At 60.4% G+C, this 14,234-nt stretch carries 18 protein-coding genes; 11 read left to right on the top strand and 7 right to left on the bottom strand.

Features of this window, described 5'->3' with window-relative positions; translation table 11 throughout:
• Window positions 1-159: 159 nt before the first annotated feature.
• Both BSF40_RS30840 and BSF40_RS30835 read right to left on the bottom strand, forming a co-directional pair.
• Window positions 160-1,470, bottom strand: coding sequence for an ATP-binding protein (locus BSF40_RS30840; protein ID WP_095968209.1), 1,311 nt, complete (start codon window positions 1,468-1,470; stop codon window positions 160-162).
• Window positions 1,467-2,207, bottom strand: coding sequence for a response regulator (locus BSF40_RS30835; protein WP_007978356.1), 741 nt, complete (start codon window positions 2,205-2,207; stop codon window positions 1,467-1,469). The genes BSF40_RS30840 and BSF40_RS30835 overlap by 4 nt, the downstream gene beginning before the upstream one ends.
• Before the next feature lie 298 nt (window positions 2,208-2,505).
• Between BSF40_RS30835 and BSF40_RS30830 the strand changes: the two genes are divergently transcribed.
• From BSF40_RS30830 to BSF40_RS30820, 3 genes are all read left to right on the top strand, one after another.
• Entirely contained in the window at window positions 2,506-2,769 is a 264-nt protein-coding gene (locus tag BSF40_RS30830; protein WP_095968208.1) for a DUF2790 domain-containing protein, read from the top strand.
• Window positions 2,770-2,817: 48 nt separating this feature from the next.
• Entirely contained in the window at window positions 2,818-3,072 is a 255-nt protein-coding gene (locus tag BSF40_RS30825; protein ID WP_095968207.1) for a hypothetical protein, read from the top strand.
• Window positions 3,073-3,218: 146 nt separating this feature from the next.
• On the top strand, window positions 3,219-4,436 hold the full coding sequence (locus tag BSF40_RS30820) for a cytochrome c biogenesis protein DipZ (RefSeq protein WP_095968206.1): 1,218 nt from the start codon (window positions 3,219-3,221) through the stop codon (window positions 4,434-4,436).
• A gap of 17 nt (window positions 4,437-4,453) precedes the next feature.
• Here BSF40_RS30820 and BSF40_RS30815 read toward each other — a convergent pair whose 3' ends face one another.
• Together BSF40_RS30815 and BSF40_RS30810 are read right to left on the bottom strand one after the other, a co-directional pair.
• Window positions 4,454-4,915, bottom strand: coding sequence for a GNAT family N-acetyltransferase (locus tag BSF40_RS30815; protein ID WP_095968205.1), 462 nt, complete (start codon window positions 4,913-4,915; stop codon window positions 4,454-4,456).
• A gap of 75 nt (window positions 4,916-4,990) precedes the next feature.
• Window positions 4,991-5,968, bottom strand: coding sequence for an AraC family transcriptional regulator (locus BSF40_RS30810; RefSeq protein WP_095968204.1), 978 nt, complete (start codon window positions 5,966-5,968; stop codon window positions 4,991-4,993).
• 177 nt (window positions 5,969-6,145) lie between these two features.
• Between BSF40_RS30810 and BSF40_RS30805 the strand changes: the two genes are divergently transcribed.
• Window positions 6,146-6,415, top strand: coding sequence for a DUF4242 domain-containing protein (locus BSF40_RS30805; protein WP_095968203.1), 270 nt, complete (start codon window positions 6,146-6,148; stop codon window positions 6,413-6,415).
• A 44-nt stretch (window positions 6,416-6,459) separates the two neighbouring features.
• Complete coding sequence (locus tag BSF40_RS30800) at window positions 6,460-7,272, top strand: class I SAM-dependent methyltransferase (protein ID WP_095968202.1); 813 nt, start codon at window positions 6,460-6,462, stop codon at window positions 7,270-7,272.
• Window positions 7,273-7,494: 222 nt separating this feature from the next.
• On the opposite strand, the gene BSF40_RS30795 is transcribed toward BSF40_RS30800, so the two are convergent.
• Window positions 7,495-7,857, bottom strand: a complete 363-nt coding sequence (locus tag BSF40_RS30795; protein ID WP_095968201.1) for a DUF6124 family protein — start codon at window positions 7,855-7,857, stop codon at window positions 7,495-7,497.
• Window positions 7,858-8,444: 587 nt separating this feature from the next.
• On the opposite strand from BSF40_RS30795, the gene BSF40_RS30790 reads away from it, so the two are divergent.
• Genes BSF40_RS30790 through BSF40_RS30770 form a run of 5 tightly spaced genes read left to right on the top strand, consistent with a single transcriptional unit; the run spans window position 8,445 to window position 11,604 of the window.
• The gene (locus BSF40_RS30790) at window positions 8,445-8,942 is read left to right on the top strand and encodes a hypothetical protein (protein ID WP_095968200.1); all 498 of its coding nucleotides are present in this window, start codon (window positions 8,445-8,447) and stop codon (window positions 8,940-8,942) included.
• The gene (locus BSF40_RS30785; protein WP_095968199.1) at window positions 8,939-10,348 is read left to right on the top strand and encodes a PAAR domain-containing protein; all 1,410 of its coding nucleotides are present in this window, start codon (window positions 8,939-8,941) and stop codon (window positions 10,346-10,348) included. The genes BSF40_RS30790 and BSF40_RS30785 overlap by 4 nt, the downstream gene beginning before the upstream one ends.
• Window positions 10,345-10,734: a hypothetical protein gene (locus tag BSF40_RS30780; RefSeq protein WP_095968198.1), complete on the top strand. Its 390-nt coding sequence runs from the start codon at window positions 10,345-10,347 to the stop codon at window positions 10,732-10,734. Before BSF40_RS30785 ends, BSF40_RS30780 begins: the two co-directional genes overlap by 4 nt.
• Before the next feature lie 4 nt (window positions 10,735-10,738).
• A complete protein-coding gene (locus BSF40_RS30775) occupies window positions 10,739-11,218 on the top strand; it encodes a hypothetical protein (protein ID WP_256585788.1) in 480 nt (159 codons plus the stop codon).
• On the top strand, window positions 11,215-11,604 hold the full coding sequence (locus BSF40_RS30770; RefSeq protein ID WP_015094574.1) for a hypothetical protein: 390 nt from the start codon (window positions 11,215-11,217) through the stop codon (window positions 11,602-11,604). The genes BSF40_RS30775 and BSF40_RS30770 overlap by 4 nt, the downstream gene beginning before the upstream one ends.
• Before the next feature lie 179 nt (window positions 11,605-11,783).
• On the opposite strand, the gene BSF40_RS30765 is transcribed toward BSF40_RS30770, so the two are convergent.
• Both BSF40_RS30765 and pcsA read right to left on the bottom strand, forming a co-directional pair.
• Window positions 11,784-12,170, bottom strand: a complete 387-nt coding sequence (locus BSF40_RS30765; RefSeq protein ID WP_095968197.1) for a DUF488 domain-containing protein — start codon at window positions 12,168-12,170, stop codon at window positions 11,784-11,786.
• A gap of 2 nt (window positions 12,171-12,172) precedes the next feature.
• Complete coding sequence (pcsA, locus tag BSF40_RS30760) at window positions 12,173-12,895, bottom strand: phosphatidylcholine synthase (RefSeq protein ID WP_095968196.1); 723 nt, start codon at window positions 12,893-12,895, stop codon at window positions 12,173-12,175.
• A 257-nt stretch (window positions 12,896-13,152) separates the two neighbouring features.
• Between pcsA and BSF40_RS30755 the strand changes: the two genes are divergently transcribed.
• The gene (locus tag BSF40_RS30755; RefSeq protein WP_095968195.1) at window positions 13,153-13,875 is read left to right on the top strand and encodes a tellurite resistance TerB family protein; all 723 of its coding nucleotides are present in this window, start codon (window positions 13,153-13,155) and stop codon (window positions 13,873-13,875) included.
• Window positions 13,876-14,234: the final 359 nt, after the last annotated feature.

Here is a 14,234-nt window from a genome sequence, read left to right as displayed (position 1 = left end):
GATGCATGGGGAGGGGGTTTTGGGGGTTGTTGATTGAGTACACGACTCTCACAGACATACGCCGAACCACTGTGGGAGCGGGCTTGCCCGCGAAGGCGGCCTTCCAGCCGAACATTTTCTACAGCTGGCCCAACATCCTTACTTCCCAACCAATCCTTCCTACCCCGGCAATCTCAACTCCGCACACAACCCACCCTCTTCACGATTGCTCAAGGTCAATGACCCTCCAATCGCTATCGCCAGTTGCTGGGCAATCGCCAACCCCAACCCGGTGCCGCCGGTGCTGCGGTTGCGGGAGTTTTCCACGCGGTAGAAGGGTTCCATCACGTGCTTGAGTTCTTCTTCGGCAATTCCCGGGCCGCGGTCGAGGATCTTGATCGACAGCTGGCCGTCGGCCTGTTTTTCCACGCGCAACTCGGCAGCGCCGGCAAATTTCAAGGCGTTGTCCGTCAGGTTGACCAGTACCCGGCGCAGGGCGTGGGGGCGGGTGTCGATGACGGTGGCGCTCTTGCCTGTGAGTTGAACGTCCTTGCCCATGTCCTGGTAGTCGAACACCAGGCTGTCGAGGAACGAGTCGAGGTCGGTGCGGCGGCTTTCTTCGGTGGCGCCGTGGATGCTGCGGGCATAGGCGACGCCTTCGCGTACCAGGTGTTCCATCTCGCCCAGGTCGTTCCACAGTTTGTCTTTTTCGCTGGAGTCGTCCATGAACTCGGCGCGCAGTTTCATGCGGGTGATCGGGGTTTGCAGGTCGTGGGAGATCGCTGCGAGCAATTGCATGCGTTCTTTCAGGTACGCCGCGATGCGTGCCTGCATCGCGTTGAAGGCCTTGGCGGCGTGGGCGACTTCGGTCGGGCCTTTTTCGTCCAGGAGCACAGGGTGGGCGTTGGGGTCCAGGGTTTCGACGGCCTCGGCGAGGCGGGTGAGGGGGCGGATGGCGATTCTGACCGCCAGCCAGGAACAGGCGAGCATCAGCGCCAGTTGCCCGAGCAACACGATGGGCAGCCAGGGCGACAGCGGCACCATCGCCGGGCGGAGGTCGATGGTCAGCGGGCTGCCATCCGCCAGGTTCAGGTGCACTTGGAAGTGTTTTTTCGGCCCGGGGATGTCGGTAAAGGTCATCGGGTAATCGCGGCCGATGGCGTCCTTGATCGAGGCGATGGCAATGGGCGCATCGGGCATGTCGGTGCGGATGGGCGTGCCCGGCGAACCCTCGTTGAGCAGGTAACTGTAGTTGCGCCGTTCCAGTTGTTTGAGCCAGGCGGCTCGTTCAGCGGCGGGCAAGCGGTCGAGGATGGCAACGGAGGTGGAAACATCGGTTTCCAGGTTGCCGAGCATGGTGTTTTTCGAGGATTCGTAGCGTTCGTAGTACTGCGCACCGAAGGACAATGCCTGAGCGAGGATCAGGCCGATCAGGAAAATCAGCGACAGCCGCGAGGCCAGGGTCCGCGGCCAATGCAGCGCCTGCGTCATGATTGATCGCCCAGGATTTCCACCGGCAGGGAAAACACATAGCCTTCGCTGCGCACGGTCTTGATGTAGGCCGGTTCGCGGGCGTCGTCGAGCAGGCGCTGGCGCAGGCGACTGACCAGCAGATCGATGGAACGGTCGAACAGGTCGGCGTCGCGGCCCTGGGTCAGGTTGAGCAATTGATCACGGTTGAGCACCCGTTGCGGATGGTCGAGAAACACCCGCAGCAATCGATATTCGGCGCCGCTCAGGGCGACCATGGTGCCGTCTTCATCGAGCAGGTGACGGGCCGAGGTGTCCAGGCGCCAACGACCGAAGGCCAGCAGGCGGCTGGCTTCGGTCACCACCAGGTTCGGCGGCAGCATGCGGGTGCGCCGCAGCACCGCGTTGATCCGCGCCAGCAGTTCACGGGCAGCGAAGGGTTTGACCAGGTAGTCGTCGGCGCCCATTTCCAGGCCGAGGATGCGGTCGGTTTCATCGTTGCGCGCGGTGAGCATCAGCACCGGCGTGGTCTTGTGTTTGCCGGCGCGCAATTCGCGGCAGAGCAGCAGGCCATCGTCCCCCGGCATCATGATGTCCAGCACGATCAGGTCCACCGGGGTGGTTTCCAGAAACGCGCGCATCTGCCGCCCATCCGCCACGACGGTGGTGCGCAGGCCGTTCTTCTTCAGGTAGTTGCCTACCAGCTCGCGTATTTCGCGGTCATCGTCAACGATGAGGATGTGATCAACGTGATCCATTGGGCCAAACCTCTGATGAATGGGGAATGCCACACAGTCTATCGAGCCCGGGCGGGGTCGCCTGCCGCCCTTTGTATTGCAGTGTATCCGGCCTGCCTGGGGATACACACGAAGGCAAAAAAGCCGATTTCCGGGGGTTTTGTATTGCTCTGTATCTGCACGCGGTTCTGATACGTACCGATTGATTCACGCCGATTCCCGACACAGACGAGATACCTCGCAGGCTTTTAATTGGTTCCATCGAGGCAAACCAGAGCGCCTCGGCCCAACGACCTGTTGAAACCTTGAGGAACTCGCCATGAACACCAAAGCCGTCTACGCCGCTTGCCTGTTTGCCGCCCTGAACATCTGCACCCTGTCGGCCCGCGCCGAAGCCGATGTCACGCCTGAAACCTACACCTACGGCACCCATCTTGACATCAGCAAAGTGGTGTCGCTGACCGAGGACGCTACGCCTTCCTGCGGCGTGGTCAATGCACGGCTGACCTACCTCGACTCCCAGTCGAAAACCCAGGTGCTGGATTACAGCAAATTCACCGACCACTGCAACTCGGAAAACTGAGTGCTGCGATCAACGACCGCTTAATCCCATTGAATCAGGAAGGACATCATGAACAACGTATCCCGCTTTCTTACCGCCATCGCTTTTTCCGTCGCCGGTGCGGCAGCCCATGCCAACGCCTCTGTCGAGCAAAGCGCCTGCGGCAGCAACACCTGCTTCCAGCTGACGCCCGTGGCAGAGAAGGGCACCCAGGGCTTCCTTGCGCAGGACGGTTCCAGCCGTACGCCGCAAGGGCAGATGCTCGCCGAGAACGGTGCCAGCCGCACGCCTCAGGGGCAGTTGCTGGATGAACAGACAGCTTGAAAACCCCCCAATCCACTGTGGGAGCTGGCTTGCCAGCGAAGGCGGCCTTGCAGGTGACATCTCTATTGAATGTACCGGCCTCTTCGCGAGCAAGCCCGCTCCCACAATGATCGTGTGTCGCCCTCTGAATTGTATTAGGTGATCCCATGTTACTCATCGCTTTCCTGGGCGGCATATTGACCGTCCTCAGCCCGTGCATCCTGCCGGTCGTGCCCTTCCTGTTCGCCGGGGCCGACCGCACACGCGTCTCGATCCTGCTGACCCTCGGCGGCATGGTCCTGACCTTCGCCCTGGTCTCCAGCCTGGCCGTGGTCAGCACCGAGTGGGTGATACAGGCCAGCAACACCGGGCGCCACGTCGCCCTGTTCGTCATGGTGCTGTTCGCCCTGTCGCTGATGTCCGCCCGGGTCGGTGACTGGCTGGCGCGCCCCTTCGTGCTGCTGGGCAATCGCATCGACCCGGATTCGCACAAGATGTCCGGGCCGCTGGCGTCGATCATGATCGGTGTCGCCACCGGGCTGCTCTGGGCACCCTGCGCCGGGCCGATCCTCGGGGTGATTCTCACCAGCGCCATGCTGCAGGGCGCGAACGCCGGTACCAGTCTGTTGTTGGTGGCCTATGGCGCGGGCAGTGCGCTGTCGCTGGGCGTCTTGATCTTTGCCGGGCGTGGCCTGGTCAATCGCTTGAAACCGTCGATTCCGGTCACTGGCTGGCTGCGCCGGGGCGCCGGGGTTGCAGTGCTGACCGGTGCGGCGGTGATCGCAACGGGGGCCAATGACCTGTTGCTGGCCAACACCTCATCGCAAGGTGTCAGCCGTGTCGAGAAAAACGTGCTGGAGACCGTGCCGAAAGTCGTCGATTACCTGGTCAGCAAGGTCAAGGCCGACAGCACCATGGGCAACGCCCAGGGCGCGATGCCGTCGTTGTCCGGCGCGGTGGACTGGATCAACTCACCGGCACTGACCAACGCAGCCCTCAAAGGCAAGGTGGTGCTGGTGGACTTCTGGACCTTCGACTGCATCAACTGCAAGCACACCCTGCCGTACGTGAAGGACTGGGCGAAGAAGTATGAAAAGGACGGACTGGTGGTGATCGGCGTGCACACGCCTGAATACGGCTTTGAACGCATCATCGACAACGTCAGGGACAAGGTGAAGGAATACGGCATCACCTACCCGGTGGCGATCGACAACAATTACGCGATCTGGCGCAACTTCGACAACCAGTACTGGCCGGCGCACTACATCATCGATGCCAAGGGGCAGGTGCGTTACACCCACTTCGGTGAAGGCAGCTACGACACGCAGGAGAAAGTGATCCAGCAGTTGCTGGAGGAGGCCAAGGCCAGCGCGCCAGCGGCGTAACCGGCTTGATCAATGGCTCACAGGTCCCGCGCCATGAGCCATTGATCTTTTTCCCATGCCTGAAAACGCTCCAGTACAACCCAGCCGCGCCTGGCGTAATAAGCGCTCTGGTCCTGGGTGTGCAGGTAGATCCTCTTCTCGCCGTTGGCTTTGGCTTGCGCGCAAATCCCTTCGATCAAACGCTCCGCCAAGCCCTTGCCGCGTGCCTCGGGAGTGATGAACACACAAGCGAGCCAAGGCCCCAGATCCGGGCGATGGGCCAGGTCGGCCCTGGCCAGCGCTGCACCGCCCAACAGTTCGTTGTGGTCTAGGGCGATCAGGCACTTCCAGTCGCCATTGTCCTGGCCTTCGGCGAATTCCCGTTGCCAGTCGGGCAGGGGCTGTCCGGCGTATTCGTAGTGGAACTGCCGGTGGATCCACGAAGCGAATGTGTTGCTGTACTGCATATGTCGAGCAAGCCAGTCCAGGCGGGGTGTCATGTGATGAGTCCTTTCCGAGTTCAGTTGCCGGGAGCGAGAGTAGCGGGCCCGGGCGGTGCTGTCGCCCCTGCCGGTTCAGCGACCGCTCAAGTGATTCGAGGCCGCCTGACCACGCCGCCACGCCGCCGGCGGTGCACCGTACTCGCGACGAAAGGCGCGGCTGAAGGCGGTATCGGTCTGGTAGCCCACTTCCTCGGCGATGCGCGTCAATGAGTTGTTGCTGCTGCGCAACAGGTTGGCGGCGAGCAACATCCGCCATTGCGTCAGGTACTGCATCGGCGACACCCCCACCAGTTGCTGGAAGCGCTCGGCCAACACCGATCTTGAAGTGCTGGCGGTGCGCGCCAGTTCGTCCAGCGTCCAGGCGTGGCAGGGCTTTTTGTGCAAGGCGTTGAGGGCCGCGCCGACGATGCGGTCGCGTACTCCGGCCAGCCAGCCGGTGCGACCTTCGTCCTGTTCGTTCATGTACAGGCGCAGCACTTCGATGAACAGCACTTCGGCGAGTTTGGCCAGGACCCCTTCGCCGCCGGGGCGGGGCGAGCGGGCTTCGGCGAGGGCGTAGCGCACGGAGGATTCCAGCCAGATACCGGCACTCGAACCGCGCACGTTGACCCGCACCACGGGTGGCAAGCCCTTGAGCAACATGCCCGCCAGGCGCGTGTCGCACGCCAGGTAGCCACACACCAGGCGGGTGACCGCGCCACCACCGCCATAGCTCAGTTGGCGGGGCCGGCGCGCCAGCACCGCATCCAGTCGCGCACCCGTGGCCGGGGGCAATCCCGGTCGGGAGCACATGCGATGGGCGTCGCCCTGAGGGAAAATCACCACGTCGCCGGCGCTCAGCAGCAGCGGCGGGTCATCGCCCAGTTCGACGTAGCACTCGCCATCGGTGATCAGGTGAAAGATCACCACCCGTTCCGCATCGGGCTCCAGGAACGGCGCGGCCGTGTCGGCGCTGGGCGACTGGTAGCACCAGGGCGCGGTGAACCGTGCGTTGATGAAAATCGCGCCGACCAGGTGCACCACCCGCAGGGTCTGTGACAGAGCGTCCATAGGGATTTCCCCGTGACAGGATTCCTGATTGTGAACGCGTCGGTGCGCCGTGTGGAATCTCCGGACGATCGGGCAGGCTTGGGCGACGATCGGGCAGGACGCCAGCGCCCGTCAGGACGATAGTTGGATCACAGGGTGAATGCGCCCTGCCATCCAGAACAATAAAGAGAGGTTGCCATGCCTAAGTTCGTCATTGAACGTGAGATCCAGGGCGCCGGAGCTCTGTCGGAAAGGGATTTGAAAGCCGCTTCGCTAAAGTCCTGCCAGGCTTTGCGTGAGTTGCCGGAGGTGCAGTGGCTGCAGAGCTATGTCACCGGTGACAAGCTCTACTGCGTGTACATCTCGCCGAACGAGGCGCAGATCCAGGAGCATGCCAGGATCAGTGGTTTTCCCGCCAACCGCATTTCCCAGGTCATGAACATCATCGACCCGACGACAGCGGAGTAACCGCGATCAGGCCCGATTCGTGTTTCAACCCAGAGACTGCCTCCATGAGTACACCCATTGATCTGACTGCCTTGAAAAACCGTCAAATGGCCTCCTGGGCCAGCGGCGACTACGCCGTGATCGGCACCACCCTGCAAATCGTCGGCGAGCAACTGGCCGAAGCCTGCGACCTGTTGTGCGATGAGCGCGTGCTCGACGTCGCCGCCGGCAACGGCAACGCGACCCTCGCGGCCGCGCGCCGAGGCTGCAAGGTGACGTCCACCGACTATGTCGCCGCCTTGCTCGAACGCGGCGAAGAGCGGGCCCGGGCAGAACGCCTGAACGTCTCTTTCCAGGTCGCCGATGCCGAAGCCTTGCCCTTTGCCGACGCCAGCTTCGACGCTGTGCTTTCCACTTTCGGTGTGATGTTCACGCCGGACCAGCCCAAGGCCGCCGCGGAGCTGGCGCGAGTTTGCCGCCCGGGCGGGCGGATCGGCCTGGCCAACTGGACACCGGAAGGTTTCGTCGGCCAGATGTTCAAGACCCTGGGCCAGCACCTGCCACCGCCGCCGGGAGCGAATCCACCCTCGCGCTGGGGTACCGAAGCCTGGCTGCACGAGCACTTCGACGAGCGGGACTTCCTGCTGCAGGTGACGCGCCGCACGTTCAATTTCCGCTATCGCTCGGCGGCGCATTTCATCGACACCTTCCGCCAGTGGTACGGACCGGTGCACAAAGCCTTCGCCGCACTACCGGCGGATGGCGCCAAGGCCCTGGAAGCGGACCTGACCGAGCTGATCAACCGGATGAACCGGGCGGGCGACAAGTCGCTGGTGGTGCCGAGTGAGTACCTGGAGGTGGTGATCACGCGGCGGTGAAGGGTCACGCATAACCCCCCCTGTAGGAGCGAGCTTGCTCGCGATGGTCGATAACGATTACGCGTGATTTCTGGATGCGCGCGGTGTTTTCGAGTCCATCGCGAGCAAGCTCGCTCCTACACGCAAAAAACGGCGCCCTAAGGTGCCGTTTTTGTTCGTGCCTGTTCCTGTAAACGGAGATCGGAAAATCAGATCAAGCGAGTCGGCCAAAGGCAGCGGCGGTTACTCAGGTGGGTCAAGTTGGTCCAGCGCGCGGTTCACCGCCAGCTCGCCCAGCATGATGACTTGCGCAATGCCGAGTAGGGCGTTGCGCCGGGGACCTTCCATATGATCCGCCAAATCCATGGTCATGACATTGGCCGACGCCAGCGATTTGCATGCATGGGCCAGCAGGGTTTCTGTATTGAGCTCTGGGTTGACGAAGAACATCGTGCCGACTGAGCGCGGAGTCTCCATGATGGGGACGTCTGGCTTCAGGTGATAGTCGATGGTTTGTTCGGCGTCTTCGTGAGGTTTTTTTGAATCGGCGTTTTCGTACGGGGATGGAGGATCGGTCTCCGGCGGATTGGGTGTGACCTTGAACATGGATGGAACTCCGACGCTATTTAAAAGGAGCCATCACCGCCTCGCTACCAAACGAAGGGTGGCGACCATACGAAGGTTGGTAGACCGGGCATCGGAACCGGCGCCCCCGAAGGAGCCCTGCGCATGGTCACCATAAAAACACCGCCCAGACACTGGGCAGTAAAGGTGACGCTATGCGTCGATGCTACGGGCCTACCAAGCCCGATCACTGATTTTTCAATGACCGGCAAACGATAGAACCCAAGCCCACGACGCACAAGCCGGCGGATTCTGTCGCACCGGTAGGCAACGGCGCAAGGTGGTGTAGCTTTCAAGAAGTAATTTTCCAAGCGATTAAACGTGTGCGTTTAAATTTCTTTGAGTGGGCTTCCACTTCGCAAAAAAATTAACTTTTGGAACTATCGCTGTAGGAAATGGGTTGTTGGTTATTGCGAAAATTCCTATTCGTTCAGTTGGCTACGCCATTGGATTGCTTACAGCATGTGTTCCACCGTCTTATTTGTCGTCGCCCAATATTCTCTCTGCTCAGCGTTTCTGCGGAAACGAGAGGGAACGCAACTCAAATCGATGACAATAAGGACGTTTAAATGAATGCATCCCTGAACCCCTCATATTCCAACGAAGTCACCGCTGAGTTTCTCTGCAGTCTTGATGCCCCCCACTTCACTGAAGAACGACTTGCGCAGTTTTGCGAAGAGTCTCTGGCGGTTGTTCGCCAGGGGCAGGCGTACGTGGACGCTCATCCCGCTCACTCCATTTACCGAATCGCAACGGAGGGCAGTCTGACCCGCGATGGCGGGGTGATCCAGCAGGGAACTGCTCCCTTGGTATTCACATTGGAGAGCGGCCAGGAAGTCCGCGCGGCACAGAAGGGCGATTACGTCGTGTACGCAGATGGATCTACGGCGCAGATCGTGACGGGCGCGGGACAAGAAAATAGCCATGTGGCGCTGGTCGGCAGCCGTCTTTGCAATGGCGACGAGATCATCAACACCTTGCAAGGCGGTTTTTTGATAGTGGGGCGTGAAGGGGTGCCGATGGTCGAGGACTTTCTGCCTTCCATCAAGGAGGAAGAACATCAATGAACGAAGGACATTTCATCGGCCTGCATGACAAGACCACCTGTGGCGGCAAGGTCCTGGATGGTCATACCGGAGTCATGATGTACGGCATCGCCCATGCCCGCGAAGGCGATCGGGTCACCTGTGGCAAGGACGGCAAAACTTACAAGATCGTGGGTGGCATTTCGTACATGATCAGTCATGGCAAAGCCGTGGCGGGCACGCTGGACAGCCATAGCGGTTGTCCCTGCAAAGCCCGATTGATCCCCTCGGTGTTTACGGCCACCTATCGCAGCGCTAACTCCGCACCGCGAACGGGCAGGAGTGTTGTGCAACCCGCTGCCAGTGCTGCAACCAGTCAACCGGCAGCCCCGCGTCAGTCCGGTATCGCCCCTTCTAACCCTCCAGCGTCTGCCATATTCGCCCGCGCAGAACCTCAAGAACCGGGTTTCTATGTGGTGCCCAAAAGCATGACCCGCGAAGCCTTGGAGGCCACGCTTTTCGCCACGCCCGATGCCGCCGTGATGCGCAAGTTTCGAGCGCTCAATCCTGAGCGAGGCGATATCAAGGCCGGTTCGCTGATCGTACTGAGCGACCCGAACAACACCTCCTGCACCTATCAGGAAGCGCAGCTGATGCAGGCCGCGCAACAGGTCAAGTCTGCACTCGACCCCCTGACGCCAGATGAGGCCGATTTCATGTACCGCCACGCGGCGGAAATCGCCAGTTTTACCGGCCAGACCTCGACCTGGCTGGGCGTGAGCGCGGTGGTGATGGAAAAACACCTGAGCCGACTGCGCGACACCCTTCAAGCCATGGAACGCCTGCATCAGGACAGCTATCGTCAGCACGGCCATCTCAAATCGCCGCAGTTTTTCACCGAACGCCAGCGCCTGCTCGCGCAACTGGATGCCCACCTGCTGAACTCCACTCGCCTGCGTGGCCAGACGACCTTGGGTGATCACCCCAAACTGAAGACGGCCCTCGGCATTTCCAGTCGAAGTCTGGTGCATCACTGGAACAAAGCCGGTGCGCCGGGGCAGATACCGGGTTATGCGACCCATGTGGATGCGACCAGTCGGGCCGCGAAGTACATGCAGGCGGGCGGGTACATCGGGATTGGGATTGGTGGGGTTTCTTCGTTGCTGGCTGTTCAGGAGGTTTGTGTTGGTGACGCTGGAGCGGCTTGCGAGAGGGTCCGATTTACAGAAGCAGGAAAGTTTGTCGGATCCACCGTTGGTGGCGCTCTGGGTGCAAGGATAGCCCAATCTGCCAGCGGTCCAATCTGCCTGGCGCTTGGGGTTACAGGAGTTGGTGCGGTTGCCTGCGTTGCGACCGTGATAGGGATTGGCGCATGGATGGGTACGACTGGCTTAGGTGAAGGCGGTGAGAAAGTTGGTGAGATCTTGTACGAAAAAACACAGCCATGATGGGTGAGGATTTTTGGTCGTCTTGGTTTGCTTTCTGGCTTCTGGCCGGCCCAATCTTGCTGGGCTGTGTAAGTATTGCATTTACTCTGTATCTGAGCCGTCATCATCTGGATTCCATGTTGGAGGCCTTGCAGAACAGTCGCTACATCTACATTTGGGGGCCGGGCCTGCGGAATCAGGGTTGGTTTGGGGGCTTCATATTGATTAGCAAGATTGCCGGCATGATGATGTGGCCGAGGGCGTATATCCGCATTGGAGATGTGGACCCTATCGATGTCGCAAACTTCCCTCCTCATCTCAAACGACTTCTGCAAATCGACGCGGTGATGCTTTTTGGTAGCGCAACTTGGGCATTAGCAGGATATGTGCTGATGAAATTTGAGTAGGTTTATGGGCGATCCCCCCAAGCTAAAAACGATACTCGGCATCTTCAGCCGCAGTATGGTGCACCACTGGGACAAAGCCGGTGCGCCAGGGCAGATACCGGGTTATGCGACCCATGTGGATGCGACCAGTCGGGCCGCGAAGTACATGCAGGCGGGGGGGTACATAGGGATTGGTATTGGTGGAGTTTCGTCGTTGCTGGCTATTCAAGAAGTTTATGTTGGTGACTCTGGAACCGCTTGTGAGAAGGTCAAATTTACTGAAGGAGGGAAATTTGTTGGGTCGACCATTGGTGGGATAGCGGGTGGAGCAGGAGCTCCTTTGATTAGTGGCACTATTTGCCTTGCACTTGGAGTTACGACGGTAATAGGTGGTGTTATCTGCGGTGGGGCCTTGGTAGGGATTAGCGCATGGGTGGGGACAGAAGCAGGTAGCATGGGGGGCGAGTTCATAGGTGAGAAAATATTTGAAGTAACACAGCCATGACCAGCATCGGTACTTGGAATCCGTGGATTGCAATTATTGTTGCTGGCGGTCCAATTATGCTGGGCGCTGTGAACATCGCTTACTGCTTATACCTGAGCCGCCGCCATCTGGACGCCATGATGGAGGCCTTGAAAAACAGTCGCTACATTTTCATTTGGGGCCCTGGATGGCGCGGGCAGGGCTGGTTTGGGGGATTTGTACTGATTACTAAAATTGCCGGGATGGTAGTGCGACCGAGGGCATATATACGCCTCGGTGATGTGGACCCAGGCGATATCGAAAACTTCCCACCTCGGCTGAAGCGTCTTCTGATGATCAACGTGGTGATGACGATCGCTACCCTGATTTGGATGGCCATTACCTACGTGCTACTCGAACTCAGATAACGCGATGGGCGAATCTCCAGGTTGTCATTGAAGCAAAAGACGCAAAAACGGCACCGAAAGGTGCTGTTTTTGTTTGGGGCTGATCGCGATGGCGGTGTATCAGTCAGAGCATCTGCGACTGGAAGACCGCCATCGCGAGCAAGCTCGCTCCCACAGGGATTGTGTGGTGGTCTTGGCATTTAAATCACTTCTGCCCCCCGCGCCTGCAGCAACTCGCGCAACACCGACCGATGACAATGCGCTTCATCCTCGCAATAACAGCCCACGGCCAGGGACGTGCTGTGAGACAGCGCGGCCAGCAGGTCCAGCATCTGGCTGGCGGCGGGCTGGTTCATCTCGGCCTTGAACTTGCGCCGGAACACCTCCCAGGCCTTGGCATCCTGTGCAGCCTTGGCCTCGGCCACCAGCTCCGCGCTGGGTGACAGCAAGGGCTGCCAGACATCATAGAAATCCCGGCTGGCGAATTCGGCTTTCGGTACGCCACGGGGAGGGCGGCGTACCGTGCCCAGGCGCAAGCCTTCGTCGGGGCGACGCGGCGAACCCAGTTGAACGATATGGACCGCCATGGCTACTTGAGCCGCGATTCGTCGAACCACTCCAGCGCCGTGCGCCAGAAGCAGATCCCGAGGAAATACGCTGACATCAGCAGCCACAGCCCCATCACCATCGGGTTGATCACTGGATGGTTGAGCACCAGCGACAAGCTGCACAGCAACCAGATGGCCGTCACCGCAATGTTGATCGGCATGAACCGGCGCACGCGGAACGGGTGCAGGAATTTCATCCGGGTCACGGTCAGCAGGGCCAGGCCAATGATGGTCACGAAGGTGATCCACGGCGACGGGGCAATGATGTACAGGCACAGGGCAACCACGTTCCAGGCGGCGGGGAAGCCCTGGAAATAGTTGTCCTTGCTCTTCATGTTGACGTTGCAGAAGCAGAACAGCGACGACACCAGAATCAGCGACACGCTCAGCAGCAGGGTGTAGTCCGGCAACGGGATGTAGCGATAGATGAACAGCGCCGGGATAAACACATACGTCAGGTAATCGATTACCAGGTCGAGGATCGAGCCATCGAAGCTCGGCAACACCGACTGCACGTTGACCTTGCGCGCCAGTGCGCCGTCCAGTCCGTCGACGATCAGGGCGACACCCAGCCACAGCAGGCAATGGGTCGGCTGGTTATCCAGCAGGGACAGCGTGGCGAGGAAAGCGGTAACCACGCCGGTGGCCGTAAAACCATGGGCGCCCCATGCTTTGAGTCTGGCGATGTACAGGGTTGAAATCACAGGGGCGTTCTCCAGTGAATGAAGCAAGCCAGTTGACGCCCCGCGCAAGGGGGGCGGTGGCAACCGGGTCGGGTTGCAGGTATCGACCGGGTATCCGCGGATAAGGTTCACCATCTATGAATCTTAGCCGTGCTAAAAAAAATACCCCGGACAATCCGCATTGATGCGGGCGCGTCGGCCCAACGGCGCTGGCACATTCGTCTGCGAGGTCTATCGTTGCCTGACTGGACAGAACCCTTCCCAAGAGGACAAGCGTCATGAACACCAGTGATCTGCTCGAACAGTTATTGCGCGCCGGCCAGGGCTCGATGGCGCAACAGAGGGGCAGTGGCGCGTCGCCCCAGGGCGGGCTCGGCGACCTGGGTGGATTGCTCGGAGGGTTGCTGGGCGGTGGCGCTGGTGCGGGTGGCGGTGGCGCAGGGTTGGGCGGTTTGCTCGGTGGTTTGCTGGGCGGCGGTTCGCCGGTGGGCGGTGCACCCCAAAGCCGCTCCGGTGGCGGCACTAATTATGCGGCGCTGGCGTCCCTCGGCATGATGGCGTTCCAGGCGTACCAGGCCTGGCAACGCAGCCAGGCGTCGGCACCGCAGGAGGCGCCGCGCACCGTGGACTTGCTGGCCGGCCCGGAAGCCGAGGAACACAGCCATGCGATCCTGCGGGCATTGATTGCCGCGGCCAAGGCCGATGGCCGGATCGATGAATCCGAAAAGCAGATGATCAGCACTGAAATCGGTCGTCACACCGACGATCCGCAATTGCAGCAATGGCTGGACGATGAAGTCGCCAAGCCGCTGAACCCCAATGAAGTGGCGCAGTCGGCCACCGACCCCGGCATGGCCTCGGAGATGTACCTGGCCAGCGTGATGCTGGTGGACGACCAGCAGGACGCCGAGCGCAACTATCTGGATGAACTGGCCGCGGCATTGCAGATCGAGCCAGAGTTGCAATTGCGTCTGGAGCAGCAGGCCAAGGGGACTGCCTAAAGCTTCGCGAGCAAGCTCGCTCCCACAGGTTGATCCGCGCCGAACGCAGAGGTTGTGTGCGCAGAAAGTCATTGTGGGAGCGAGCTTGCTCGCGAAGCGGTCGTCACAGTCAACATCCTTGGCGCCTGACCCACCGCCATCGCGAGCAAGCTCGCTCCCACAGGTTGATCCGCGCCGAACGCAGATTCTGCGTGCGCTGAAAATCCCTGTGGGAGCGGGCTTGCTCGCGAAGAACGATAACGCGGTCAACCTGCTGAAACACCGGCCGCACCCCGCGCCACAAGCCCGTCCGTCCGGGGCTTTTCAACGCCGATTGAATTATTGCGCCGCTCGCCGGCTCTGCTTTGTTAAGAGACGTT

Origin of the sequence: Pseudomonas sp. ACN5, from assembly GCF_002303975.1 — a bacterium.
In the GTDB taxonomy this organism is placed as follows: domain Bacteria; phylum Pseudomonadota; class Gammaproteobacteria; order Pseudomonadales; family Pseudomonadaceae; genus Aquipseudomonas; species Aquipseudomonas laurylsulfatiphila.
This window is presented reverse-complemented; position numbering and strand designations above follow the sequence as displayed.